The organism is Actinomadura sp. 3N407, assembly GCF_052245875.1.
Classification (GTDB): domain Bacteria; phylum Actinomycetota; class Actinomycetes; order Streptosporangiales; family Streptosporangiaceae; genus Spirillospora.
On sequence record NZ_JBQQBP010000001.1, the window covers coordinates 339,517 to 361,213 of the forward strand.

Below are 21,697 nucleotides of genomic sequence, written 5' to 3' on the forward strand. Positions count from 1 at the left end.
CCCCGGCCACCGGACGCGCCCGTCCTTGGTCAGGGAAGGACGGACAGAAACCGGTCCAGTTCGTCTTCGGTGTTGTAGTAGTGCACGGAGGCCCGGACGGCCGCAGGAACGGCGTCCGGGTCATATCCGTGTGCGCGCGGGGTCGCGACGCTGACGTTGACGCCGCGATCCTTCGCGGCCTCTTTGATGGCGGCGGGGTCGTGGCCGTCCACGGTGAACGTGACGATGCCGGACGGCCGCTCGCCCTTGTCGAGGACCGTCGCCGCAGGCCGGGCGGCCAGTTTCCGGCGGAGCACGGCCGCGAGCCCCGTCACGTGCTCCTCGATCTCCGCGATACCCAGATCGGCCGCGTAGTCGGCGGCGACGCCGAGCCCGATCTGCCCGGCGACGTACCGCTCCCATGTTTCGAAGCGCCGTGCGTCCTCGCGCATCTCGAAGCCGTCGGGGGCCTGCCACGTGGCGGCGTGCAGGTCGAGGAACGGCGGTTCGAGCGTCGGGACGATCTGCCGCCGCACGTACAGGAACCCGGTCCCGCGCGGGCCGCGCAGGAACTTGCGGCCGGTCGCCGACAGCATGTCGCAGCCGATCTCGCCGACGTCCAGGGCGAGCTGGCCGGCCGACTGGCACGCGTCCAGCAGGTACAGGACGCCGTGCTCACGGCACAGCCGCCCGACGTCGGCGGCCGGGTTGACGAGCCCGTTGTGCGTGGGGATGTGGTTGAGCGACACCAGCCGGACGTCGCCCTTGGCCAGGGTGGCTTCCAGCGCGTCCAGTGACACCGTCCCGTCGGCCTCGTCCGGGACGACCTCCACGCTCACGCCTTTGGCCGCCGCCACCTGCTGGTAGGCGATCGTGTTGCTGGAGTACTCGCTCGTCGTCGTGAGGATGCGGTCCCCTTCGGCGAAGGGGACCGCGTAGAACGCCATGTCCCAGGCCCGGGTGGCGTTCTCGACGTAGGCGATCTCGTCTGCGCGCGCGCCGATCAGCCTTGCCACCGCGTCGTAGAAGCGTTCGACGGCCGGGGCGTTCAGTTCCGCCGCCTCGTATCCGCCGATCGTGTTCTCCAGCGTGAAGTGCTCCGCCACCGCGTCGATCACGGGACGCGGTGGCAGCGCGGCGCCGGCGTTGTTGAGGTGGGCCACTCTCGCGCAGCCGGGGGTGTCGGTCCGGAGCTTGCCGATGTCCACGTGCCGCCCTTCCTCGAAAATGTCGTACCCCCGCGCGACCCTGGTCACGGGTGGCGACTTGACCTCAACCTTTGTTGAGGCCGCATGCTTGCTCTTCCAGGCTAACGATCAGCTCTGGTGATCCGTCCTAGGTGATCATTGCTGAACGGTCAGTACCAAGTGATCAACGGGGTTCCTCATGGACATGGAAGTCACGGCGTGGATGTCGTTGCACCACGCGATGAACGCGCGGGACAGCAGGCCCTTCTCGAAGGCGACGCTGCGGCGCATCGGCCGGTTCGCCCGCCCCCACCGGCGGCGGCTCACCGCGTTCCTGGTGCTCAGCGTGGTGATGGCCGTCCTGGCGGTCGCGACACCCGTGCTGGCCGGACGGGTCGTCAACGCGATCGTCGACGACTCCGCGACGTCCACCGTCGTCAACCTCGCCATCCTGATCGCGTTCCTCGCGCTCGCCGAGGGCGGCCTCGGCCTCGCCAACCGGTGGCTGTCGGCCCGCATCGGCGAAGGACTGATCCTCGACCTGCGCACCGCCGTCTTCGACCACGTCCAGCGCATGCCGATCGCGTTCTTCACCCGGACCCGCACCGGCGCCCTGGTCAGCCGCCTCAACAACGACGTCATCGGGGCGCAGCGCGCCTTCAGCGACACCCTCTCCGGCGTGGTCAGCAACCTGGTGACGGTCCTGCTGACCTTCGCCGTGATGATCCGCATCTCCTGGCAGATCACGCTGCTCGCGTTGGTCCTGCTGCCCGTCTTCGTCCTCCCGGCCCGCCGCATGGGCAGCCGCCTGGCGCGCCTCGAACGCGAGGCCGCCGCGCACGACGCCGCGATGAGCACGCAGATGACCGAGCGTTTCTCCGCGCCCGGCGCGACGCTGGTGAAGCTGTTCGGCCGCCCGGCCCGCGAGTCCGCCGAGTTCGCCGCCCGCGCCCGCCGCGTCCGCGACATCGGCGTCCGCACCGCGATGGTGCAGCACGTCTTCATCACGGCCCTCACCATGGTGTCCGCGCTGGCCCTCGCGCTCGTCTACGGCCTCGGCGGCTACTTCTCCCTGCGCGGCCACCTCGACGCCGGCGCCGTCGTCGCCCTGGCCCTCCTGCTCACCCGCCTCTACGCGCCGCTGACCGCCCTCGCCAGTGCCCGCGTCGAGGTGATGAGCGCCCTCGTCAGCTTCGAGCGCGTCTTCGAAGTCCTCGACCTGGAGCCGCTCGTCGCCGAGAAGGCCAAGCCCGGCGCCGTCCCGGACGGCCCCGTCGCCGTCGAGTTCGACGGCGTCCGCTTCGCCTACCCGTCCGCCGACAAGGTGTCCCTGGCCTCCCTCGAAGAGGTCGCCACCCTCGACACCCGCGGCGGCGTCGACGTCCTGCACGACGTGTCGTTCCGCGCCGAACCCGGCCAGACGGTCGCGCTGGTCGGCTCGTCCGGCGCCGGGAAGTCGACGATCGCGCAGCTCCTCCCGCGCCTCTACGACGTCGACTCCGGCACGGTCCGCCTCGGCGGCGTCGACGTCCGCGACCTGTCCTTCCAGGCCATCCGCGACACGCTCGGCATGGTCACGCAGGACGGGCACCTGTTCCACGAGTCCATCCGCGAGAACCTCCTCCTCGCCCGGCCCGAGGCCACCGAGGACGACCTGTGGGACGTCCTGCGCCGCGCCCGCCTCGAAGCCCTCATCAAGGGCCTCCCGGACGGGCTCGACACCATCGTCGGCGAACGCGGCTACCGCCTCTCCGGCGGCGAACGCCAGCGCCTCACCATCGCCCGCCTCCTCCTGGCCCGGCAGCGCGTCGTCATCCTGGACGAGGCCACCGCCCACCTCGACTCGACCTCCGAGGCCGCCGTCCAGGAGGCCCTGACCGAGGCGCTCGACGGCCGCACCGCCGTCGTCATCGCCCACCGGCTCAGCACCGTCCGGGCCGCCGACCTGATCCTCGTCGTGGAGGAGGGCCGCATCGTCGAACGCGGAACCCACGTGGAACTGCTGGCCGCCGGCGGCCGCTACGCCGACCTCTACCGCACCCAGTTCGCCGACCAGCCCGGCCCGCCGCCCCTGGAGCCCGTCGCCTGACCGGCGACCCGGTTTGCAGCCGGAGCCAGGGGCATGACCGGTCCGGGGGGAGGACGCGACCATGGTGAACCGAGATGAGCTGCCGGCGCCCGAGCAGGGGCTGATACTGACGCACTTCCTGACCGTGCGGGACGTGGCCCGGTCCCGCGCGTTCTACGCGGACGTGTTCGGCGGTGAGGTGGTGTTGGAAGAGAACCCCGCCATCGTGAAGGTCGCCAACACATGGATCATCATGAACCCGGGCGGCGGCCCCACCCCGGACAAACCGAACGTCACACTGTCGCCGCCCGAACCGGGCGACCCGGTTTCGGCGTTCATGAACGTTCGCGTGGCCGACATCGCCGCGTTCTACGCGGAGGCGACCGCGCGGGGCGCCCGTTTCCTGACCGAGCCGATCGACCGCGAGGCCGAGGTGCGGTGCTACCTGCGCGACCCGGACGGCCACCTCATCGAGGTCGGCCAGGCCACGGGCATGCTGGAAGGCGTCTACGCCGACCCGCGGGCGAAGGGCCCGGCCTGAGCCGGGCCCTTCGCCGGTAGCCGTCCATAGCCGGGTCCGGCCGGCGGACACGTCTCGCCGGAGCGCGGCACCGGGGTGGGGGAGTGGCGGTCACCCGATCTCGGCGAGGGTGGCCAGGAGGGCGCGGATGACGTGCGAGCGCCAGCCGCTGCCCATACCGCGGAACGCGAAGGCGTGCACGGGGTCGTCCAGGTCGAAACCGGCGTGCTCGATGAACAGCCGGGTGCCGCGCCCTTCGGGGACGAGCCGCCAGGTCACCGTCGTGTCGAGCCCGCCGCCGCCCCAGCTGATGCGCAGCAGCCGCTCCTCGTCGATGTCGAGGACCCGGCAGGCGATGGTCCCGTCGAAGCCGATGTTCGGGATCGGCCTCGTCGCGAACGTGAAACGGTGCCCGGCCACGGGCTTGAAGTCGTTCGGCATGAGCCAGCGGGCCAGCAGATCCGGCTCGGTGAGAGCCCGCCACACCTTGGCCGGCGGATGCGGCAGGAACTCGTCCACCTCGATCGACGCGCGCTCATCACTCATGTCGCCCCCGGTTCCGTCTCGTGAAGTATGTCCCGCCCCGTCCGGCGCCACCACACCGGCCGCCGCCGTTTCGGCCGCCACCACGCCAGTCCTGCCGTGTCGATCGCCGCCCTGCCGATGCCTGCCGGTCGTTGTCGTGCCGGTCGTTGTCGGGTCATGTGCGGCGGAGACGGGTGACGGCGACGGCGGCGGAGACGGCGATGATCCCGGCCGTCCACGCCAGCGCCCGCGTCACGTAGTGGCCGCTGCCGTGGCCCAGCAGGGCCTCGGCGGCCTCGCCCTGGGTGAGGGCCCGGACGGTGTCCATCATGACGGTCACCGGCTGGTTCTCGGCGAAGCCGCGCAGCCAGCCGGGCATCGTGTCCACCGGCACGTACGCGCTGGACACGAAGCTCAGCGGCAACGCCAGGAAACCGACGCCCTGTGCGGCCTGCGGGTTCGCCGTGAGCAGTCCCAGCGCCACGAACATCCAGACGAAGGCGAAGCCGAACAGCACGCATAGGCCGAACCCGGCGAGCGCGGAACCCCAGCCCGCGTGGACCCGGAAGCCCACGGCGAAGGCCAGCGCGGCGCTCACCGCGAGGATCAGCGTGACGCGGACGGCGTCGGCCAGCACCTGGCCGGCGATGACGGCCAGGCGCGGCATCGGCAGCGACTTCAGCCGGTCGAGGTACCCGGAGATGAGATCGTCGGCGACCGCGACCGCCGCGCTCATCCCGGCGAACAGCCCGCTCACCGTCAGCAGCCCCGGGATCATGTAGTCGACGTAGCTCATGCCGGCCCGGCCGATGCCGCCGGTGCCGATCGCCCCGCCGAACACGTACCGGAAGATGAACAGGAACGCGACGCTCTGGACCAGCCCCATCACGATGATCTGCGGCGTCCGGAGCGTCCGGCGGATCCCCCGCCGGGCGACGACCCAGCTCGCCGCCCCCAGAGCGGCGCCGCCCGGGACCCGCATCACCGTCATACCGGCCTCCTCTGGGGCGCCGCGCCACCGCCGGACGGCGGGAACGCGGTGATGGGCGGTGCGTTCCGGTCGACGTGGCCGGGCCGTGTCGCAGCGGCGGTCATGCCACGCTCCTCTGGGTCGGTGTGCTGGTCAGGGCGAGGAAGACTTCGTCCAGGGTGGGGCGGCGGAGAGTGATGTCCTCGACGGCGATGTGCCGGCCGGCCAGGGCGCGGACGGCCTGCATGAGGTCGTCCGGGCCGTTCTCGGCGGTCATGGTCACCAGCCGGGACGGCGGGTCGGAGTGGACGGCGCCGAGCCCCTCCAGCGCACGCGCCGCGGCCACCGTCGCGGCGTGGTCGCGGACGCGGATCTCGACCAGATCACCCCCGGCCTGGGATTTCAGTTCCCGGGGCGTGCCCTCCGCGACGACCCGGCCGCGGTCGATGATCACGACCCGGTCCGCGAGGTGATCGGCCTCGTCCAGATACTGGGTGGTCAGCAGCACATCGGTGCCGCCGGCGGCCAGTTCGCCGATGGCGTCCCACAGCTCGATGCGGCTGCGCGGGTCGAGCCCCGTCGTGGGCTCGTCCAGCAACAGCAGCCGGGGTGCGCCGACCAGGCTCGCCCCCAGGTCCAGGCGGCGGCGCAGTCCGCCGGAGTAGGTGCGCACGAGCCGGTCGCCCACCTCGCCCAGCGAGAGCCGTTCGAGCACCGCCGCCGCGCTCGCCCGCGCGCCGCGGCGGCTCTGCCCGAACAGCCGGGCGATCATCTCCAGGTTCTCCCGTCCGGTCATCGCTGCCTCCACGGCCGCGTACTGCCCGGCCAGCCCGATGATCCGCCGGACCCGGTGCGGTTCGCGGACGGCGTCCACGCCGTCCACCCGCAGGGTCCCGCCGCCGGGCCGGACGAGGGTGGCGACGGACCGCACGAACGTTGTCTTCCCGGCGCCGTTCGGGCCCAGCAGGGCCACCACCTGGCCGGGTTCGGCGACCAGGTCGAGCCCGGCCAGCGCGGTCACGTCGCCGAACCGTTTGACCAGCCCGGCGGCCTCGACGATCGGGGTCACAGGTCGTCCTCCTCGTCCAGCAGTTCGCGCAGATCGGACAGCCTCTCCCGCCAGAACCGCTCGTACGGGCCGAGCCACTCCGACAGCTCCCGCAGCGGCCCCGCCTCCAGCCGGTAGATGCGCTGCCGGCCGCTGCGCCGCTCGCTGACGAGCCCGGCGTCCCGCAGGACCTTCAGGTGCTCGGAGACGCTCGGGCGGCTCATCGTGAAATGGGACGCCAGGTCGTTCACCGGCTGCGGCCCGTCCAGCAGCAGCGCCGTCAGCTCGCGCCGGACGGGGCTCGCCAGCGCCGCGAAGACGTCCACCTCGGCACTCGCCATCTCGGCCCCCGCCACCTCAGCCCTCGGCCAGGACGATGCCGTTGCCGTCGGGGTCGGTGAACGTGGCCTGACGTCCCCACGGCAGGTCCTGTGGCCCGTCGACGTCCACACCGGCGCGGCGCAGCCGCTCGCAGTCGGCGTCCAGGTCGGACGTCTCCAGCATCAGCCCGTGGACGCTCCCCGGCGTCATGCCGGGCATGTGATCCGCCAGGACGACGTTCGTCTCCGCGCCCTTGGGCGCGAGCTGGAGCCAGCGGATCGGGCCCATGGACTGGTCCGTCACCACCTCGAACCCGAGTGTGTCCGCGTAGAAGGTCTTGGCGGCGTCCTGGTCGGAGACCGGCACGGTCAGCATCCGCACATGTGTGATGTTCATGCGCACGATAATACGTAGGTAACTTCCTACGTGTCAAACGTAGGAGATTGCCTACGCGTCGATTCGGATCGGTCTCCGGCACGGCCGCCGGGCCGGGTTTAGCCGGTGAGTGCGGTGGCAGGTTGAGTGCATGCGTGCCGCCATCTATGACTCCTTCGCCGCCGACAACTCGCGCCTGAAGGTCGGTGACGTCCCCGAACCCAAGGTCGGCCCCGGCCAGGTGCTGATCGAGGTGCGTGCCGCCGGGGTCAACCCGGTGGACTGGAAGATCATGGCCGGCGGCCTGGACGGGATGATGGACGCGGTGTTCCCCGTCGTCCCGGGCTGGGACGTCGCCGGGGTGGTGCGGGGGCTCGGCCCCGACACACCGGAGTTCGCGCCGGGCGACGAGGTCATGTCCTACGCCCGCAAGGACGTCATCGGCGCGGGGACGTTCGCGGAGTACGTCACCGTGTCCGCGGACGACGTGGCGCGCAAGCCCGCCGCGCTCGGCTGGAACCAGGCCGGTGGCCTGCCGCTCGCGGGGATGACCGCGCAGCGCGCCCTGGACCGCCTGGAGGCCGGCCCGGACGACGTGCTGCTCGTCCACGCCGCGTCCGGCGGCGTGGGAAGCCTCGCCGTCCAGATCGCCCGTGACCGGGGCGCCCACGTCATCGGCACGGCGTCCGAATCGAACCACGACTACCTGCGGGAACTCGGCGCCGAACCGGTGACCTACGGGGAGGGGCTGGCGGACCGCGTCGGGGAACTGGCACCGGGCGGCGTGTCCGCGGTCGCCGATTTCGCCGGCGGCCAGCTCGACACCACGCTGTCGGTTCTGCGGCCGGGAGGACGGCACGTCTCCGTCACCGAGAGCGAAGTGGAAAAGCACGGCGGGCACTGGATCTGGGTCCGCCCGGACGGCGCCGCGCTGGCCCGGCTGGCCGCCCTCGCCGACCGCGGCGCCCTCACGGTCGAGGTCGCCGGCACGTTCTCCCTGGACCAGGTGGGCGACGCGTTCGACGCCAGCCGCAGCGCCCATACACGCGGCAAACTCGTCATCACGCCCTGAGGAGCATCATGCACCTGACCGGCCTCATGGATCGGCTGGACGACACGTTGCCGCTGGCGGCGCGACCCTACGGCCTGCTGCCGGCCCGCGCCCGGCAGCGGGACCGCGACGTCTTCGACACGCGGCTGCTGCTCCAGAAGACCACCTGCATGACCGGCGCGGACGCCGCCCGCGTCTTCTACGATCCGGACCGTTTGGTCCGGGCCGGTGCGGCTCCCAGCCGGCTGCGCCTCACCCTGTTCGGCGAAGCGGGCGTGCAGTCGCTCGACGGGGAGCGGCATCGGGCCCGCAAGGCAATGTTCATGTCGCTGATGACGCAGGACGCCCGCGACGACCTCCGCGACGTCACGGCCCGGCTCTGGCGGGGACGCATCGAGGGATGGCGGGAGAAACGGCAGGTCGTCCTGCTCGACGAGGTCAGCGAAATGCTGTGCGAGGCGGTGTGCGCGTGGTCGGGAGTACCGGTCACGGCGCGCCAGCTCCCCGAGGTCACCCGGCTGCTCACCGCGCTGATCGAGGCCCCGGCGGCGGTGGGCCCCCGCTACCTGCGTGGACGTGCCGCGCGCAGGCTCGCCGACCGCTGGGCCGCCGAGCACGTCACCCGATCCCGTGCGAGACCGGACCATGGGACGGCCCTGGACACGATGGCCAGGTACCAGGACACGGACGGACGGCTCCTGCCACCGCGCGTTGCGGCGGTGGAACTGCTCAACGTCCTGCGGCCCACGGTCGCGGTGGCCCGCTTCGTGGTGTTCGCCGCGCTGGCCTTGCACGGCAACCCGCAGTGGCGGAACCGGCTCGCGGCAGAAGACGATCCGGAACTCCTGGAAGCGTTCGTCCAGGAGGTGCGGCGCTTCTATCCGTTCTTCCCGCTGGTCGCCGCGCGCGCCGCCCGCGACTTCGAATGGCGGGGCCACCGAATTCCCAAGGGCCGGCGCGTCCTCCTGGACCTTCACGGCACCGACCACGACCCGCGCCTGTGGGAGCGTCCCGAGCAGTTCCGGCCGGAGCGTTTCCTCGGCACGGACCCGGACGCCTACTCCATGATCCCGCAAGGCGGCGGTGACCACTACGAGGGACATCGGTGCGCCGGGGAATGGATCACCAAGGACCTCATGAAGGTCTCGGTGACCGCCCTGACCCGGTGGACGAGTTACTCCGTACCGGCCCAGGACCTGCGCATCGATCCCCGGCGCGCCCCCGCGATGCCCAACAGCGGTTTCGTCATCACCCAGGTGGGCCCCGCCCAGGCAGGTATGGGCGGTGGCCCGGCCCAGCCGGTCGAGTCAGCCCGGTCAGTCGACTAGGGCCCCGGCGGAGATGTTCACCTGGGTCGAGGTCAGGCTGGCGGCGTGGTCCGACACCAGGAACGCGGCGACGCGGCCGACGTCGGTGAGGGTCGCGGCGCGCTTGAGGAGGGTGGCGTCCACCATCTGCTCCTTGACCGGGGCGATCTCCGGTACATCGGGCATGCTTTCGGGGATGCCGCCGGTCCGCATCGACAGCACCCGGACCGAATGCGGCCCCAGTTCGCACGCCCACTGACGGCGCATCGCCTCGACCATGTCGGCGCCGATCTGCACGGTTCCCATACCGGCCATGCGGTTGCCGGGGTCGGCACCGCCGAAGTGCAGGATCACGCCTGAGCCCTGCTTGACCATGTGGCGGGCGGCGGCCTGCGTGGTCTGCAGGAACGACCGGGCCACCTTCTCCATCGACCGGGCGAAGTCCCCGACCGGCATCTCGATCATGGGAACGAACAGGGCGTCCTGGGAGATGACGTTGACCGAGATGTCGACGCTGCCGGCGGTCTCCGCGACGGAGTCGACCCAGCCGTTCACGGCGGCCTCGTCCAGGGCGTCCACGCGCGCCGTCTCGGCGAGGCCGCCCGCGCCCCGGATGCCGTCGGCGACGGCGTCGAGCGTGGCGGGCGTCCGGCCGGCGAGGAACACCCGCGCGCCCTCGGCCGCGAAGGCGCGCGCCATGGCGCCGCCGATCGATCCGCCGCCGCCGTAGATGACCGCGGTCTTGTTCTCGAGAAGCATTTCGTTCTCCAATCCAGCCCATTCGAGCTTGTTCGAGGTGGACTTGACGCTAGGCGTGCGGTCACGCGGCCCGCATCGGTCGGCGTACGGACGTTGAACGGCACAGGTCAGAGCGGAAACGCGGGCCCGGAAACGGTTCCGGCCGGGACGCGTCCGGCAGGCGCGGCGGAGCGGCTAAGTCAGGTGACCGATACCAGCCGGGCCAGCTCCATGCGGCGGGTGACACCGATCTTCGGGTACGCCTTGTAGAGGTGATGCCCGACCGTGCGGGGGCTCAGATAAAGCTGCGCGCCGATCTCGCGGTTGCTGAGCCCGGCGGCGGCGAGCCGCACCACCTGCAACTCCTGCGGGGTGAGCCGCTTCAGGGGGTCGGTGTCCCCGGCGCGTGCGGCGGGCCGGTCGCCGAGCACCTCCAGTTCCATGCGGGCGCGCTCGGCCCAGCCGTCGGCGCCGAGACGCGCGAACGCGTCCGCGGCGGCGGTCAGCTCCGTCCGGGCCTCGGTGCGGCGGCGCCGGCGGCGCAGCCACTCGCCGTAGAGGAGCCGGGTCCGCGCGGCGTCGTACGGGTGGTCGCCGTGCAGGCTCAGCGCGGCGCGGAAATGGTCGTCGGCCTCGTCGCCGTGGGCCAGCAGTGCACGGCATCGCGCCACCATCGCCGTATTCGACGTGGCCGTATTCGACGTTGCTGTGCTCGACGTGGTCGTGTTCGATGCTGCCGCGGCCCACGCCTCGAACGCGGGAAGGTGGGTTCGGGCCAGGTCGGGACGTCCGGCCCGCACGGCGGCCTCCGCGTGGTCGGGCACGGCGCGGATCAGGAGGTCGTGCCGGGCAGGCCCCGAACACACCGCGTCCAAGTGCTCCAGGGCGGTGTCGGCGCGGCCGTCGGCGAGGTCGAGAAGCCCGAGCCCCCAGGACGCCAGCGCGGCGTTGGTCGGATGCAGGTCGGCGTGCCCGAGGACCTCGGGTGCCTCGGCGCGGCTGCGCTCCGCGTCCGACTCCAGCCGGACGGCGATGCACTTCAATGCGGTGACCTGCATGTCCATGCCGATGTCGGTGGCCAGCGAGATGCCTTCCGCCGCCGCCGACTCCGCGCCCCGCATGTCGCCGAGCAGGAGCCGTGCGATCGCGAGGGGCTCCAGGATGTACGGGAGCCAGCCGAGCGCGCCCTGCGCCCTGGCGTCCGCGGCCATGCGTTCCAGCAGCGTCGCCGCGGCGCGATCGTCGGCCACGACAAGCCCTATGTAGCCGGCGATGACGCATTCGACGAGGTCTTCGACGTCGCCGTTCAGCGCGGCCCCGACCAGCGCGCGCATCGGCGGTACGGCCTCGGTCACGCCGCCGTCGAGCAGCCGCCCGTACGCGATCAGAGCGCTGGTCACCGGGACCTTCGGCGACCCCGCCGGGAGCCGCACCGTCCTCAGCCGCTCGACGCTCCGCCGCACGAGATCGTGCGCGCCGGCGTCCCGGGCCGACCAGACGGCCTCCGTCAGCATCGACACCGCCTGCTCCGGGTCGCTCCCCGTGATGAGCGTCGCCCCTTCCAGCGCGAGCGCGGCGTCCGCGGCCGGCGAGTCGCGCTCGTAGGCGACCTGGGCGCGGATGAAGGTGGCCTCGGCGATGACCCCGTCCTCGGCGGTGAGCTGCGCGGCCTCGGCGGCGAGGCGGGTCGCCCGGTCCGGCCGGCCGGCGTCGTAGTCGGCCCGCGCCGCGTGGACGAGCCGCCGGGCCTTGCCCTCCGGGTCGGTGCTGAGCCGCGCCGCGCGCTCGTAGGCGGCGGCGACGGCGGCCGTCCCGCCGCGATGCCCGGCGCGGTCCGCGGCCCGCTCCAGCTCCGCCGCGACGTCCTCGTCCGGGCCCGTGGCGGCCGCGGCCAGGTGCCAGGCGCGGCGGTCGGCGTGCTCGTCGCCGCGGAGCGCCCCGGCCAGGGCGTCATGGGCGGCGATCCGCTGATGGTGGGCGGCGTTCTGGTAGGTGACGGCGCGGATCAGCGGATGCCGGAACCGCACGTCCTCGCCGCTCAGGACCACGAGCCTGGCCTCCTCGGCGGGACCGAGGTCGGCGGGGCCGAGACCGAGCGCCGTCGCCGCGCGCAGGACGACGCCCAGGTCGGCGGTGCCGTCGGCGGCGACCACCAGGAGCAGCAGGCGGGTGGCGTCGGGCAGCTCGGCGAGCTGGCGTCGGAACGCCTCCTGCACCCGGCGGCCGACCGGCAGCGGCCCCGCGTGGCCGGCGGGCCGTGCCCCGGCGGCGTTCGCCAGCTCGATGAGGGCGAGCGGATTGCCGGCCGCCTCGTCCAGAAGCCGTTCCCGTACCGGGACGGTCAGGCCGGGCGCGTGCTCCGCGACGAGCTCCTCGGCGGCGGCGCGGTCCAGCCCCGCCAGCTGGAGGACGTCGATGCCGTGGTCGGGGAAGGGACGGGCGGTGTCCCGGACCGTGAAGATCATGGAGATCGGGTCGGCGCTGAGCCTGCGGGCGGCGAACAGCAGCGCGTCCAGCGAGGCCCGGTCGAGCCACTGCGCGTCGTCGACCAGGCACACCACGGGACGGTCGGCGGCCAGCTCGGACAGCAGCGTGAGGGTGGCCGCGCCGATCAGGAAGCGGTCGCCGGCCGGCCCGGCGGCCAGACCGAACGCCGACCGCAGCGCCTCCGCCTGCCGCCCCGGCAGCCCGTCGAACCGGTCGCCGTAGGGGTACAGCATCAGGTGCAGGCCGCTGAACGGCAGCTCCGTCTCGGATTCGATGCCGGCGCCGCGGATGAGCCGCATGTCCCCGGCGTCCGACGCGATCTGGTCGAGCAGCGCGGTCTTGCCGATGCCCGCCTCGCCCTGGATCACCACGGTTCGGCTTCGTCCGGAACGGGCGGCCTTCAGCAGCCCGGCGATACAGTCCCGCTCGCGATCTCGCCCCATCAACACGCCGGAAACAGTAACGAGAACGGGCGGGAGAGAACAGGGCGGCGGGTGCCCCGGCCGGAGGCGTGGCCACCCGCGGGCGTCCATGCCAGTGGTTACAGGGAGATTCACGCGGATATGACAAGCGCCGGAGGGCGACCCGGGACCCCGCAACCGGATCCGCGTGATGTCACAACACGGCCGCGCGCGGCGTCTCCATGTCGAGGCGATGCACAAGAGTGAGCGATCGACAGCAGGAGGAGACATGGCGAGCACGCCCCGGATTCCCCGGACGGAACTCACCGCGTCGTCGGCGGTCTCGTGAAGATCTTCAGCCGCAGGATGGTCGGCGACGTCCCCGAGCCGGCCGAGGTGATGTGGCATTACCCCACCTTGGTCAAGGACATGAGCGCGTTCGGCCGCAAGGCGCACAAGTGGAACAGGCTGGACGCCGACCTGAAGTCGTTCGCCCACATGGCGGTCGCGTCGCTCATCGGGTGCACCTGGTGCCTGGACCTCGGCTACCTCCAGGCCCACAACGAGGGGCTCGACGCGGCGAAGCCCGGGATCGAGGCGCAGGGGTTCGCCGCGTCCTGCGACCTGCGGCCCCTCGCACAGCCGACGAAGGACGTGGCTTGGCCGGCATGAGCGACGACCCTTTCATCACCCACCGGAACCTCCTGTTCACGGTCGCCTACGAGATGCTCGGCTCGGCGGCCGACGCCGAGGACGTCGTCCAGGAGACCTGGCTGCGCTGGGCCGCCGTCGACCAGGCCGAGGTGCACGATCCGCGGGCCTACATGGTGCGGATCGTGACCCGGCAGGCGCTCGACCGGCTCCGCACCGTGGCGCGGCGGCGGGAGGACTACATCGGGGAGTGGCTGCCCGAGCCGCTGCTGACCAGTCCCGATGTGGCGGAGGACGTCGAACTGGCCGAGAGCGTCTCGATCGCGATGCTCATGGTGCTGGAGACGCTCGGCCCGGCGGAGCGGGCGGTGTTCGTCCTGCGGGAGGTCTTCGACGTGCCGTACGACGAGATCGCCGATGCGCTGGAGAAGACCCCGGCCGCGGTCCGGCAGATCGCGCACCGGGCTCGGCGGCACGTGGCGGCCCGCCGTCCCCGCATGGAGGTGAGCCACGCCGAGCAGCGGGCCGCCGTGGAACGGTTCCGCTCGGCGATCCAGACCGGCGATCTCCAGGGCCTCTTCGACGTACTGGCGCCCGACGTGGTGCTGGTCGCCGACGGCGGCGGGCTGGTGCCCACGCTCAGGCGCCCGGTCGAGGGCGCGAAGCGCGTGGCCAGGATGCTCGCCGGCTTCCCGAGGGTCGTGCCCGGCGCCCGCATCGGGGCCATGTGGCTCAACGGCGCCCCCGCACTGCGGATCGATCTCGACGGTGAGCTCAACACCGCGGTCAGCCTGGTCATCGAGGGGGGACGGATCACCCGCATCTACGCGGTCAGCAACCCGCACAAGCTCGCGCGGCTCGGGGAGGCGATGCAACTCAGCCGGACGCGCTGAGCCGGCTCGGCCGCGCCCGATGGGACGCCGGCCGCATTCACGGCGCGGCGCCGCGCCTTGCGCCGCTCTTCGCCGGTCTGGCCGGCCGCCACCGAAGACTCCGACATGCCGCCCCCCGCCGCCTTCAGCGCCCTCGCCCGTCGCCTGCCCGGTCTCCGCCTGCAGGTCGAGGTCGAGGATCTGACCTGGGCCCGCGGCTACGCCGACGCAGGTCCCACCGCCGTCCCCGTCACCTGGTGAGCCACCCTCGCGGCGGTCGGCGTACACCACGGATCCAGTGCTGGACGGTCGCTGAGGACGGCGCGGAAGCCGTCCACGCTGGATACAGGGTCCTTGGAAACGATGTGACAGCGGCCAGTGATCGTGCGGCCCGGCAACGAAACCGTTGAGAGTGGGCCGGACCTGCTTGCCGCGGCTGAGCCTGAGGTGGGGGAGCGGGCGCGTCATTTCTTGACGCGATGACCTGGGCTTTCGCGGTGCCGGCGGCTTCACGCCGGCCTGCGGTCTGTTTTGCCCTGAGTTGACCGGGTAATGCGGCGCCGTACGTGTGCGGGCGACGAGGTGGATACGACATGAACTTCCGGACGGGGCTGGCCGTCGGTGCGGGTGGTGCCCTGGCCGCGCCGTCGGTACGGCGCCTGGTCCGCCGGGCGCTGGACGGGGTCGTCCAGCGGCTTGAGCGGCGGCTGGAGCGCGCCGTCCGGGATCTCACGGCCAAGGCGGAGCAGGGAGGCCCGCTCGTCAAGGCCGCTCTGGCCGGAGTCAAGGCGCTGCATGAGGGCAAGTCCCCGGCTCGGGCGTTGCTGAGCTTCGGATGGACGGCTCTGAAGGAGACCCTCGCCCGCATCTTCGGGCGTGGACGAAGGGGGAAGCCGACCAACATCGTCGAACAGACCGACGTGGGCGCCCCGCGCCGTCTCGTCTACGACCAGTGGACGCTCTTCCAGGAGTATCCGTCCTTCATGAAGAAGGTGGAGAGCGTCGATCAGGAGTCCGACGGGAAGCTGACCTGGAAGGCGAAGATCTTCTGGTCCGGCCGGACGTGGGAGTCGACCATCGTCGAGCAGGTCCCGGACGAGCACATCGTGTGGCGGTCCGAGGGGCCCAAGGGGCACGTGGACGGGACGGTCAGTTTCCACGAGCTGACCCCGAACCTGACCCGCGTCCTGCTCGTCCTGGAATACCACCCGCAGGGCTTCTTCGAGCGGACCGGCAACCTCTGGCGCGCCCAGGGGCGCCGTGCCCGACTCGAACTCAAGCACTTCCGCCGTCACGTGATGACGCGGTCGCTGACGCATCCCGACGAGGTGGCGGGCTGGCGCGGCGAGATCCGCGACGGCGAGATCGTCACAACCCCCAAGTGAGGAACGCATGATGAAACGCGGAAGCCGGATGGGCGGGTTGCCCATCGGAAACATCGCAAAACGGCTGCCGGGCGGGCGCCGCAAGCGGACGCCCGGCCTGAGCGACATCACCAAGAAACTGCCCGGCGGCGGCGGTATCGCGAAGAGCCTGCCGGGCGGGCGGGCCATCGGCACGGCCGGCGGCGTCCTGCTCGGCGCGGGCGCGGCCGTCGCGGCGGGCCGGGCGCTCAGCGGCCGCCGGGGCGAGGACGACTCGTCCAACCGGGAGGAGCCCGAGCGGAAGTCCGGGCAGAGGAACGCTTCGGAGAAGAGCGAGACGAAGAACGAGTCCGACGAGCAGGCCGGTGAGAAGAACGGCCACGGCGTGTTCGGACGCCTCAAGGACACCGTCGGCGGCGCCATCCCGGGCGGCGGCAAGGACGACGGCGACGAAGAGGGCGAGGACGCAGGCAAGGGCGGCGGCGAGGGCGGCGGCGCGACGAAGGTGAAGGTCACCAACATCGTCGAGCACGTCGACATCGGTGCGCAGCGCCGTCTCGTCTACGACCAGTGGACGCGGTTCCAGGACTACCCGTCCTTCATGAAGAAGGTGGAGAGCGTCGAACAGGAGTCCGACGGGAAGCTGACCTGGAAGGCGAAGATCTTCTGGTCCAGCCGGACGTGGGAGTCCACGATCGTCGAGCAGGTCCCGGACGAGCACATCGTGTGGCGGTCCAAGGGGCCCAAGGGGCACGTGGACGGGACGGTCAGTTTCCACAAACTGTCGCCGAACCTGACCCGCGTCCTGCTCGTCCTGGAATACCACCCGCAGGGCTTCTTCGAGCGGGCCGGGAACCTCTGGCGCGCTCAGGGGCGCCGCGTCCGGCTGGAGCTCAAGCATTTCCGCCGGTACGTGATGACGCAGTCGCTGACGCGTCCCGACGAGGTCGAGGGTTGGCGCGGCGAGATCCACGACAGCGAGGTCGTCCGGACGCACGAGGACGCGATGGACGAGGAGGAGCGCGCCCGGAAGAAGGAGAAGAAGGGCAAGCGCGACGCTGCGGAGGGCGCGGAGGAGTACGAGACCGTCCGCTGACCTTCCGTCCGCCCCGGCAGTATGACGGCGTGCGTGGTGTGGCGGGTCTTGCGGTCAGCGGATCAGGCGGGCCAGTTCGACGCGCGAGCGGATCCCCAGGCGGGTGAAGACGTTGCGGAGATGGTGGTCGATGGTCCGCGGGCTGAGCAGCAGACGCGCCGCGATCTCGCGGTTGGTGGCGCCTTCGGCGGCCAGCCGCGCGATGTGGGCCTGCTGGGCGGTCAGCTTCCCGAAGCCGTTCGCCGTGCGCGTCGCGGTCGCGGTGCCCGGTCCGCCGTCCGCCCCGATCTCGCGTGCGCCGGCCGGTGGGGCCGGCTCGAGGACGGGCATGGGCGTGATGGTCTCGCCGGCGGCGCGCAGTTCCGCGCGGGCCCGCGCGGTCCACGGGGCGGCGTCGTAGCGCTCGAAGATCCGCAGTGCGGCGCGCAGGTGCTCGCGGGCGGCGCGGGGGCGGCGGTCGCGCCGGAGCCGGTGCCCGAACAGCAGTTCCGTCCGGGCCAGGTCGAACACGGCGCCGGCGGCCTCGTGGAGGCGGAGCGCCTCGGTGAAGTGCTCCCCGGCTTCGGTGTCGCAGTCGGCGAGCAGCGCCAGGCAGCGCCGCGCGAGCGCCGCGCGCCCGGGGGCACGTGCCGTCCCGTCCAGGCCGTCCGTCCAGCGGCGGTAGTGCTCGAACGCGCCGACGGCCTGCGCGCGCCGGCCGTCGAGGACGAGCGCCTCGACCAGGTGCGGGACGGCCATCAGCCGCGCCGGCGGGTGGGCGAGGCCGGCGCCGCCGGGCAGGCGGAGTCGGGCGGCGGCGTCGGCGGGGCGGTCCGCGGCGAGGTCCAGGCAGGCGGGCGCCCAGGAGCCGAACGCGGCGGCGCGGGTGAGGCCGCGGCGGTCGGCGGCGCCGGTGAGCCGTTCCAGGTGCCCGTGCACGGTGTTCTCGTCGCCGTTGAACGCGGCGGTGAGCGCGAGCGTGGCGAGTTGTTCGGCCGCGTGGGCGTGAAGCCGGGTCGCGCGGGCGAGGCGCAGCCCGTCGTGGCAGGCGGCGATGGGGGACGGCGGATGCCCGAGGAGCGCCTCGCTGCGTCCGGCGATCACCAGTGCGTACGACTCGATGGGCGCGTTGCCGGCCCGCCGGGCGGACGCGACGGCGGCGGCGGCGAGGGTCCGGGTGGACGGCCCGTCCCCGAGCGTGAACGCGGAGAGCGCCGCCCACGCCTGCGCGGCCGGGTCGGTGGTCTCCGCGCCGAGCAGGACGGCGCGTCCGAGCCGCTCCGCCGCCTCCGCGTAGCGGCCGCGGATCGTGGCGGCGACGCCCGCGAGGTGGGTGCGGATCAGCTCGCCGCGCAGCTCGGCCCCGGCATGGTCGCCGGGCACGCCGCCGAGCGGGTCGCCGGGCACGCCGCCGCGCGGGCCGCGGGGCAGCGTCGCGGCACGGTCGGCGATCTCCAGATAGGCGCGGTGGTCGCCGGCCGCGTCGGCGGCCTCGGCGGCCCACATCAGCGCGGTCAGCGCGGCGTCCGCGTCGCCGCCCGCGAGCCGCTCCGCCGCGTCCCGGAGCATGGGGACCGCCGTCGCCGGGGACCCCGCCGCCACCTCGATCTCGCCGCGCAGCAGGCCGGCGTGGGCGGCGCGGGTCTCGGCGCACGTGAACGGGCGGACCTGCCGCAGCAGCGAGCGGGCCCGCCGTGACCGGCCGCTCGCCCACGCGTCGCCGGCCGCGGACAGCAGCCGGTCCGTCCGCGCGGCGTGGTCGGCGGTGAGGGTGGCGGCGCGCTGCCAGATCCGCCACGAGTCGGCGTACCGGCCGGCCTTCTGCGACGCCCGCGCCGCCGCCGCGAGCGCGCCCGCGAGCCGGTCGTCGGGTTCGCCCGTCATGGCCGCGCGGTGCCACAGCCGCCACGGCCGCTGCCATTCGTGCACGAGGATCTCGACGAGCAGCGCGTGCGCGTCCTGGCGTTCCTCGCGGGACGCGTCGGCCCACAGCGAGGACCGGACGAGCCGGTTCCGCACCGTCACCGCCTCGCCCTCGAATCGCAGCAGCCCGGACGCGCGGGCCGCGTCGAGGTCGCGCGGGCCGATGCCGTCCGTCCGGGTTGCCCGTGTCACGGTGGCGGCGCTGAGCCATTCGTCCGCCACCGCCATGAGGACGAGCCGTCGGGCGCCGACGGGAAGCTGCAGGTAGCGGCGGCGGTGCAGGTACCGTAGCGCGCTGCCGGCGGGGAGCGAGCGGGGCGGCGGCGCGGTGCCGGACAGCTGCCCCGGGGTCAGTGCGGCGGCGAGTTCGCGGATCGCCAGCGGCGCGCCGCAGGCGAGGTCGACGATCTCCTCGGCGAGGTCGCCGCAGGCGGTACCGTGCGGGACCGCGCATCCCAGCGCGTCCCCGAGCGCATCGTGTAACACCTGGCGGCCGGCGTCGTCGTCGAGGGGCGTGAGGCGCAGCCGCCGGATGCCGGCGAGGCCGTCGGAGTCCCGCTGTTCGCCGCGCGCGGCGAACAGCACCGCGACGGGTTCGTCCTGGACGCGGCGCGCCGCGAACGCCAGTGCCTCCAGCGACACCCGGTCGAGCCACTGGGCGTCGTCGGCCCAGCACAGCAGGGGCCGGTCCCGGGCCGCCCGGCTCAGCAGCTCGCACACCGCGGCGTACAGGACGAACGGCGTGCCGTGCCGCGCGTCGCCGCCGGTGATCGCGCCGAGCGCGTCCCGGTGCGCGGGGGGCAGTTCCGCGATCAGCCCGGACAGCGGCCGGAGCAGCCGGTGCAGCCCCGCGTACGGGACGGTCGTCTCGCGCGGGACGCCGGTGGTGCCGAGCGTCCGGAAGCCGGGCGCGGCCCGGTGCACCGCCGCCTCCAGGAGCGTCGTCTTCCCCATGCCGGCGTCGGCGACGATCGCCAGGGAGCCGCCGTGCCCGTCGCGGGCCCGGTCGAGCGTCGCGCCGATGGTGTCGAGTTCGCGTTCACGTCCGTGGATCCGTTGGGGTGGGTGTGCCTGTGCCATGCCGGTCCTCCTCTGCGGGAACGAACCTTGGCCGGTGCGAGCCTCGCCTGGCGTGAGCGTCGCTTGGTGGGAGCGTCGCTTGTGGGCGTCGCTTTGTGAGCTTCGCCTGAGCGAACTCGGCCAGACGCGGACCTCGACCGGAACGGGGTCTCGGCTAGAACGAATCTCTAGAACGAGCCTCTACAATGAACCTCTATCGGACGGGGCTTCAAGGGAGCGGGCCCATAGGTCAACACGTGTCCCCGGGACGGGTCCAGAGCGCCGTTCTGTTTCGGGGACGGGGCGCAATCAGGACGGGCCCCGATTGTGCCGGGGCACAGTCTGACCGCCGGACGATGGCCGCTGGGTGCCCGAAATGGCACGATGAGGCCCCCGCGTTGTGCTGGAGGTGGCCCACGGTGATGGGAGGACGGATCGGAACGGCCGGCGGGATGAGCGCCGACCGCACGGCCGACCGCGGTGCCGACCGCGGCACCGATCACAGGGCCGACCGCGAGATCATGCGCAAGGCGGTGCTGCGCCTCACCGACCGCCTGCCCGACCTCGCCGACCGGCTCACCGCCGAGATCCTGTCCGGCGACGGCGTCGACCGCGACGAGTCGTTCTCCCGCGACGTGTGGGAGATGTGCCATACCGGGCTCGGGCACGGCTTCGAGACGATCCTCGAACCCGGCCGCGGCCGGGCCGACCTCGAATGGGCGCAGCGGCTCGGGCAGCGCCGGGCCCACCAGGGGCAGCCGCTCGACCAGCTGCTCCGCTCCTACCGGCTCGCCGGGAAGGTGTTCTGGGAGGCCGTGGTCGAGGTCGTCGACCGGCACGACCCGGAGAACGTCCCGACGCTGATCCGCCAGGCGACCCGCACCTGGGACACGATCGACCAGCAGTCCGGCGCCGCGGCCGCCTCCTACCACCGCACCGAACTCGCGCTGGCGCGCCGCAGCGAGGAACGCGTCCAGGCGATCGTGGACGCGCTGCTCGACGGCCAGGGCGCCGACGGCGGGCTGCTGTCCACCGCGACGTCCGTCCTCGGGCTGCCCGCGACCGGCCGCTACGCCGTCGTCATGCTCGGCGCGGAGAGCGGGTTCGGGGACGGCGCAGAACGGCGCCCCGGCGACACGGCCGGGATGCGGTTCATCTGGCGGCTGCGCACGGACGCCCAGGTCGCGCTCGTCGCGCTCGGCACCGCGGAACTCGACGACCTGGTCGCCGCCGTCCGCCCCTACGCGCGCTCGCACGCCGGCGTCAGTCCCGTCGTCGACTCCCTCGCCGAACTGGGCGGCGCCCGCTGGTTCGCCGAACTGGCCCTGCGCACCTGCCGCGGCCCCGGCAACCAGATCGCCCGGCTGGACCGCCGCCTCCCCGACGCCCTCGTGCTGTCCCAGCCCCGCCTGGCCGGGCGGCTCGGGCACGTCGCGCTCGGCGGCCTCACGGACGTCGACCCCGCCTTCCGCGACGTCCTGCTGACGACCCTCGGCACCTGGCTGGCGTGCGACGGTTCCGCCGCCCGCGCCGCGGACCGGCTGTTCTGCCACCGCAACACCGTCCTCAACCGGCTCCGCAAGATCGAGCAGCTCACCGGCCGGACGCTGGCCCGCCCGCGCGACCTGGTCGAGCTCGTCCTCGCGCTGAGCGCCCTGCGCCTGCACGGCAGCGGCCTGCACGGCAACGGCCCCGAGGACGGCGAAGGGCCGCCCGTGCGGGGAGGCAACGGGCGGCCCGGCCGGTAGACGGCGATGGTGGCCAGCGGCGGTGGCT

At 73.0% G+C, this 21,697-nt stretch carries 19 protein-coding genes; 10 read left to right on the forward strand and 9 right to left on the reverse strand.

The window, feature by feature from the left end; genetic code table 11:
* Window positions 1–29: 29 nt before the first annotated feature.
* Complete coding sequence (locus tag ACTWPP_RS01560; protein ID WP_443102204.1) at window positions 30–1,235, reverse strand: aminotransferase class V-fold PLP-dependent enzyme; 1,206 nt, start codon at window positions 1,233–1,235, stop codon at window positions 30–32.
* Between the two features lie 130 nt (window positions 1,236–1,365).
* On the opposite strand from ACTWPP_RS01560, the gene ACTWPP_RS01565 reads away from it, so the two are divergent.
* Together ACTWPP_RS01565 and ACTWPP_RS01570 are read left to right on the forward strand one after the other, a co-directional pair.
* A complete protein-coding gene (locus ACTWPP_RS01565) occupies window positions 1,366–3,255 on the forward strand; it encodes an ABC transporter ATP-binding protein (RefSeq protein ID WP_443102205.1) in 1,890 nt (629 codons plus the stop codon).
* Window positions 3,256–3,316: 61 nt separating this feature from the next.
* On the forward strand, window positions 3,317–3,775 hold the full coding sequence (locus tag ACTWPP_RS01570) for a VOC family protein (protein ID WP_443102206.1): 459 nt from the start codon (window positions 3,317–3,319) through the stop codon (window positions 3,773–3,775).
* Window positions 3,776–3,865: 90 nt separating this feature from the next.
* Here ACTWPP_RS01570 and ACTWPP_RS01575 read toward each other — a convergent pair whose 3' ends face one another.
* The 5 genes from ACTWPP_RS01575 to ACTWPP_RS01595 form a co-directional block, all read right to left on the reverse strand.
* Window positions 3,866–4,300: an SRPBCC family protein gene (locus ACTWPP_RS01575; protein ID WP_443102207.1), complete on the reverse strand. Its 435-nt coding sequence runs from the start codon at window positions 4,298–4,300 to the stop codon at window positions 3,866–3,868.
* A gap of 154 nt (window positions 4,301–4,454) precedes the next feature.
* Window positions 4,455–5,270: an ABC transporter permease gene (locus ACTWPP_RS01580; protein WP_443102208.1), complete on the reverse strand. Its 816-nt coding sequence runs from the start codon at window positions 5,268–5,270 to the stop codon at window positions 4,455–4,457.
* A gap of 100 nt (window positions 5,271–5,370) precedes the next feature.
* Window positions 5,371–6,318, reverse strand: coding sequence for an ATP-binding cassette domain-containing protein (locus ACTWPP_RS01585; protein ID WP_443102209.1), 948 nt, complete (start codon window positions 6,316–6,318; stop codon window positions 5,371–5,373).
* Window positions 6,315–6,638 (reverse strand): ArsR/SmtB family transcription factor, encoded by a 324-nt coding sequence (locus ACTWPP_RS01590; RefSeq protein WP_443102210.1) that lies wholly within the window; start codon window positions 6,636–6,638, stop codon window positions 6,315–6,317. Before ACTWPP_RS01590 ends, ACTWPP_RS01585 begins: the two co-directional genes overlap by 4 nt.
* A gap of 16 nt (window positions 6,639–6,654) precedes the next feature.
* Window positions 6,655–7,014, reverse strand: coding sequence for a VOC family protein (locus ACTWPP_RS01595; RefSeq protein WP_443102211.1), 360 nt, complete (start codon window positions 7,012–7,014; stop codon window positions 6,655–6,657).
* A gap of 130 nt (window positions 7,015–7,144) precedes the next feature.
* Between ACTWPP_RS01595 and ACTWPP_RS01600 the strand changes: the two genes are divergently transcribed.
* Together ACTWPP_RS01600 and ACTWPP_RS01605 are read left to right on the forward strand one after the other, a co-directional pair.
* Window positions 7,145–8,065: an NADP-dependent oxidoreductase gene (locus ACTWPP_RS01600; protein ID WP_443102212.1), complete on the forward strand. Its 921-nt coding sequence runs from the start codon at window positions 7,145–7,147 to the stop codon at window positions 8,063–8,065.
* 8 nt (window positions 8,066–8,073) lie between these two features.
* Complete coding sequence (locus ACTWPP_RS01605) at window positions 8,074–9,372, forward strand: cytochrome P450 (protein WP_443102213.1); 1,299 nt, start codon at window positions 8,074–8,076, stop codon at window positions 9,370–9,372.
* Here ACTWPP_RS01605 and ACTWPP_RS01610 read toward each other — a convergent pair.
* Together ACTWPP_RS01610 and ACTWPP_RS01615 are read right to left on the reverse strand one after the other, a co-directional pair.
* A complete protein-coding gene (locus ACTWPP_RS01610) occupies window positions 9,361–10,110 on the reverse strand; it encodes an SDR family NAD(P)-dependent oxidoreductase (protein ID WP_443102214.1) in 750 nt (249 codons plus the stop codon). The genes ACTWPP_RS01605 and ACTWPP_RS01610 overlap by 12 nt on opposite strands.
* Before the next feature lie 179 nt (window positions 10,111–10,289).
* On the reverse strand, window positions 10,290–13,019 hold the full coding sequence (locus ACTWPP_RS01615; RefSeq protein WP_443102215.1) for an ATP-binding protein: 2,730 nt from the start codon (window positions 13,017–13,019) through the stop codon (window positions 10,290–10,292).
* A gap of 303 nt (window positions 13,020–13,322) precedes the next feature.
* On the opposite strand from ACTWPP_RS01615, the gene ACTWPP_RS01620 reads away from it, so the two are divergent.
* The 5 genes from ACTWPP_RS01620 (at window position 13,323) to ACTWPP_RS01640 (ending at window position 16,960) form a co-directional block, all read left to right on the forward strand.
* Window positions 13,323–13,649: a hypothetical protein gene (locus tag ACTWPP_RS01620; protein WP_443102216.1), complete on the forward strand. Its 327-nt coding sequence runs from the start codon at window positions 13,323–13,325 to the stop codon at window positions 13,647–13,649.
* Complete coding sequence (locus ACTWPP_RS01625; protein WP_443102217.1) at window positions 13,646–14,521, forward strand: RNA polymerase sigma-70 factor; 876 nt, start codon at window positions 13,646–13,648, stop codon at window positions 14,519–14,521. Before ACTWPP_RS01620 ends, ACTWPP_RS01625 begins: the two co-directional genes overlap by 4 nt.
* Before the next feature lie 105 nt (window positions 14,522–14,626).
* Window positions 14,627–14,761, forward strand: a complete 135-nt coding sequence (locus ACTWPP_RS01630) for a hypothetical protein (protein ID WP_443102218.1) — start codon at window positions 14,627–14,629, stop codon at window positions 14,759–14,761.
* Window positions 14,762–15,093: 332 nt separating this feature from the next.
* Window positions 15,094–15,885: an SRPBCC family protein gene (locus tag ACTWPP_RS01635; protein ID WP_443102219.1), complete on the forward strand. Its 792-nt coding sequence runs from the start codon at window positions 15,094–15,096 to the stop codon at window positions 15,883–15,885.
* Window positions 15,886–15,895: 10 nt separating this feature from the next.
* A complete protein-coding gene (locus ACTWPP_RS01640; protein ID WP_443102220.1) occupies window positions 15,896–16,960 on the forward strand; it encodes an SRPBCC family protein in 1,065 nt (354 codons plus the stop codon).
* A 54-nt stretch (window positions 16,961–17,014) separates the two neighbouring features.
* On the opposite strand, the gene ACTWPP_RS01645 is transcribed toward ACTWPP_RS01640, so the two are convergent.
* Window positions 17,015–19,942, reverse strand: coding sequence for an AAA family ATPase (locus ACTWPP_RS01645; RefSeq protein ID WP_443102221.1), 2,928 nt, complete (start codon window positions 19,940–19,942; stop codon window positions 17,015–17,017).
* 401 nt (window positions 19,943–20,343) lie between these two features.
* On the opposite strand from ACTWPP_RS01645, the gene ACTWPP_RS01650 reads away from it, so the two are divergent.
* Window positions 20,344–21,669: a PucR family transcriptional regulator gene (locus ACTWPP_RS01650; protein ID WP_443102222.1), complete on the forward strand. Its 1,326-nt coding sequence runs from the start codon at window positions 20,344–20,346 to the stop codon at window positions 21,667–21,669.
* Window positions 21,670–21,697: the final 28 nt, after the last annotated feature.

Coding starts and splice junctions, on each gene's coding strand:
- ACTWPP_RS01565 (WP_443102205.1), top strand. CDS start 1,366: ATGGACATGGAAGTCACGGCGTGGATGTCGTTGCACCACGCGATGAAC.
- ACTWPP_RS01570 (WP_443102206.1), top strand. CDS start 3,317: ATGGTGAACCGAGATGAGCTGCCGGCGCCCGAGCAGGGGCTGATACTG.
- ACTWPP_RS01575 (WP_443102207.1), bottom strand. CDS start 4,300: ATGAGTGATGAGCGCGCGTCGATCGAGGTGGACGAGTTCCTGCCGCAT.
- ACTWPP_RS01580 (WP_443102208.1), bottom strand. CDS start 5,270: ATGACGGTGATGCGGGTCCCGGGCGGCGCCGCTCTGGGGGCGGCGAGC.
- ACTWPP_RS01590 (WP_443102210.1), bottom strand. CDS start 6,638: ATGGCGAGTGCCGAGGTGGACGTCTTCGCGGCGCTGGCGAGCCCCGTC.
- ACTWPP_RS01595 (WP_443102211.1), bottom strand. CDS start 7,014: ATGAACATCACACATGTGCGGATGCTGACCGTGCCGGTCTCCGACCAG.
- ACTWPP_RS01600 (WP_443102212.1), top strand. CDS start 7,145: ATGCGTGCCGCCATCTATGACTCCTTCGCCGCCGACAACTCGCGCCTG.
- ACTWPP_RS01605 (WP_443102213.1), top strand. CDS start 8,074: ATGCACCTGACCGGCCTCATGGATCGGCTGGACGACACGTTGCCGCTG.
- ACTWPP_RS01610 (WP_443102214.1), bottom strand. CDS start 10,110: ATGCTTCTCGAGAACAAGACCGCGGTCATCTACGGCGGCGGCGGATCG.
- ACTWPP_RS01615 (WP_443102215.1), bottom strand. CDS start 13,019: ATGGGGCGAGATCGCGAGCGGGACTGTATCGCCGGGCTGCTGAAGGCC.
- ACTWPP_RS01625 (WP_443102217.1), top strand. CDS start 13,646: ATGAGCGACGACCCTTTCATCACCCACCGGAACCTCCTGTTCACGGTC.
- ACTWPP_RS01630 (WP_443102218.1), top strand. CDS start 14,627: ATGCCGCCCCCCGCCGCCTTCAGCGCCCTCGCCCGTCGCCTGCCCGGT.
- ACTWPP_RS01635 (WP_443102219.1), top strand. CDS start 15,094: ATGAACTTCCGGACGGGGCTGGCCGTCGGTGCGGGTGGTGCCCTGGCC.
- ACTWPP_RS01640 (WP_443102220.1), top strand. CDS start 15,896: ATGAAACGCGGAAGCCGGATGGGCGGGTTGCCCATCGGAAACATCGCA.
- ACTWPP_RS01645 (WP_443102221.1), bottom strand. CDS start 19,942: ATGGCACAGGCACACCCACCCCAACGGATCCACGGACGTGAACGCGAA.
- ACTWPP_RS01650 (WP_443102222.1), top strand. CDS start 20,344: ATGGGAGGACGGATCGGAACGGCCGGCGGGATGAGCGCCGACCGCACG.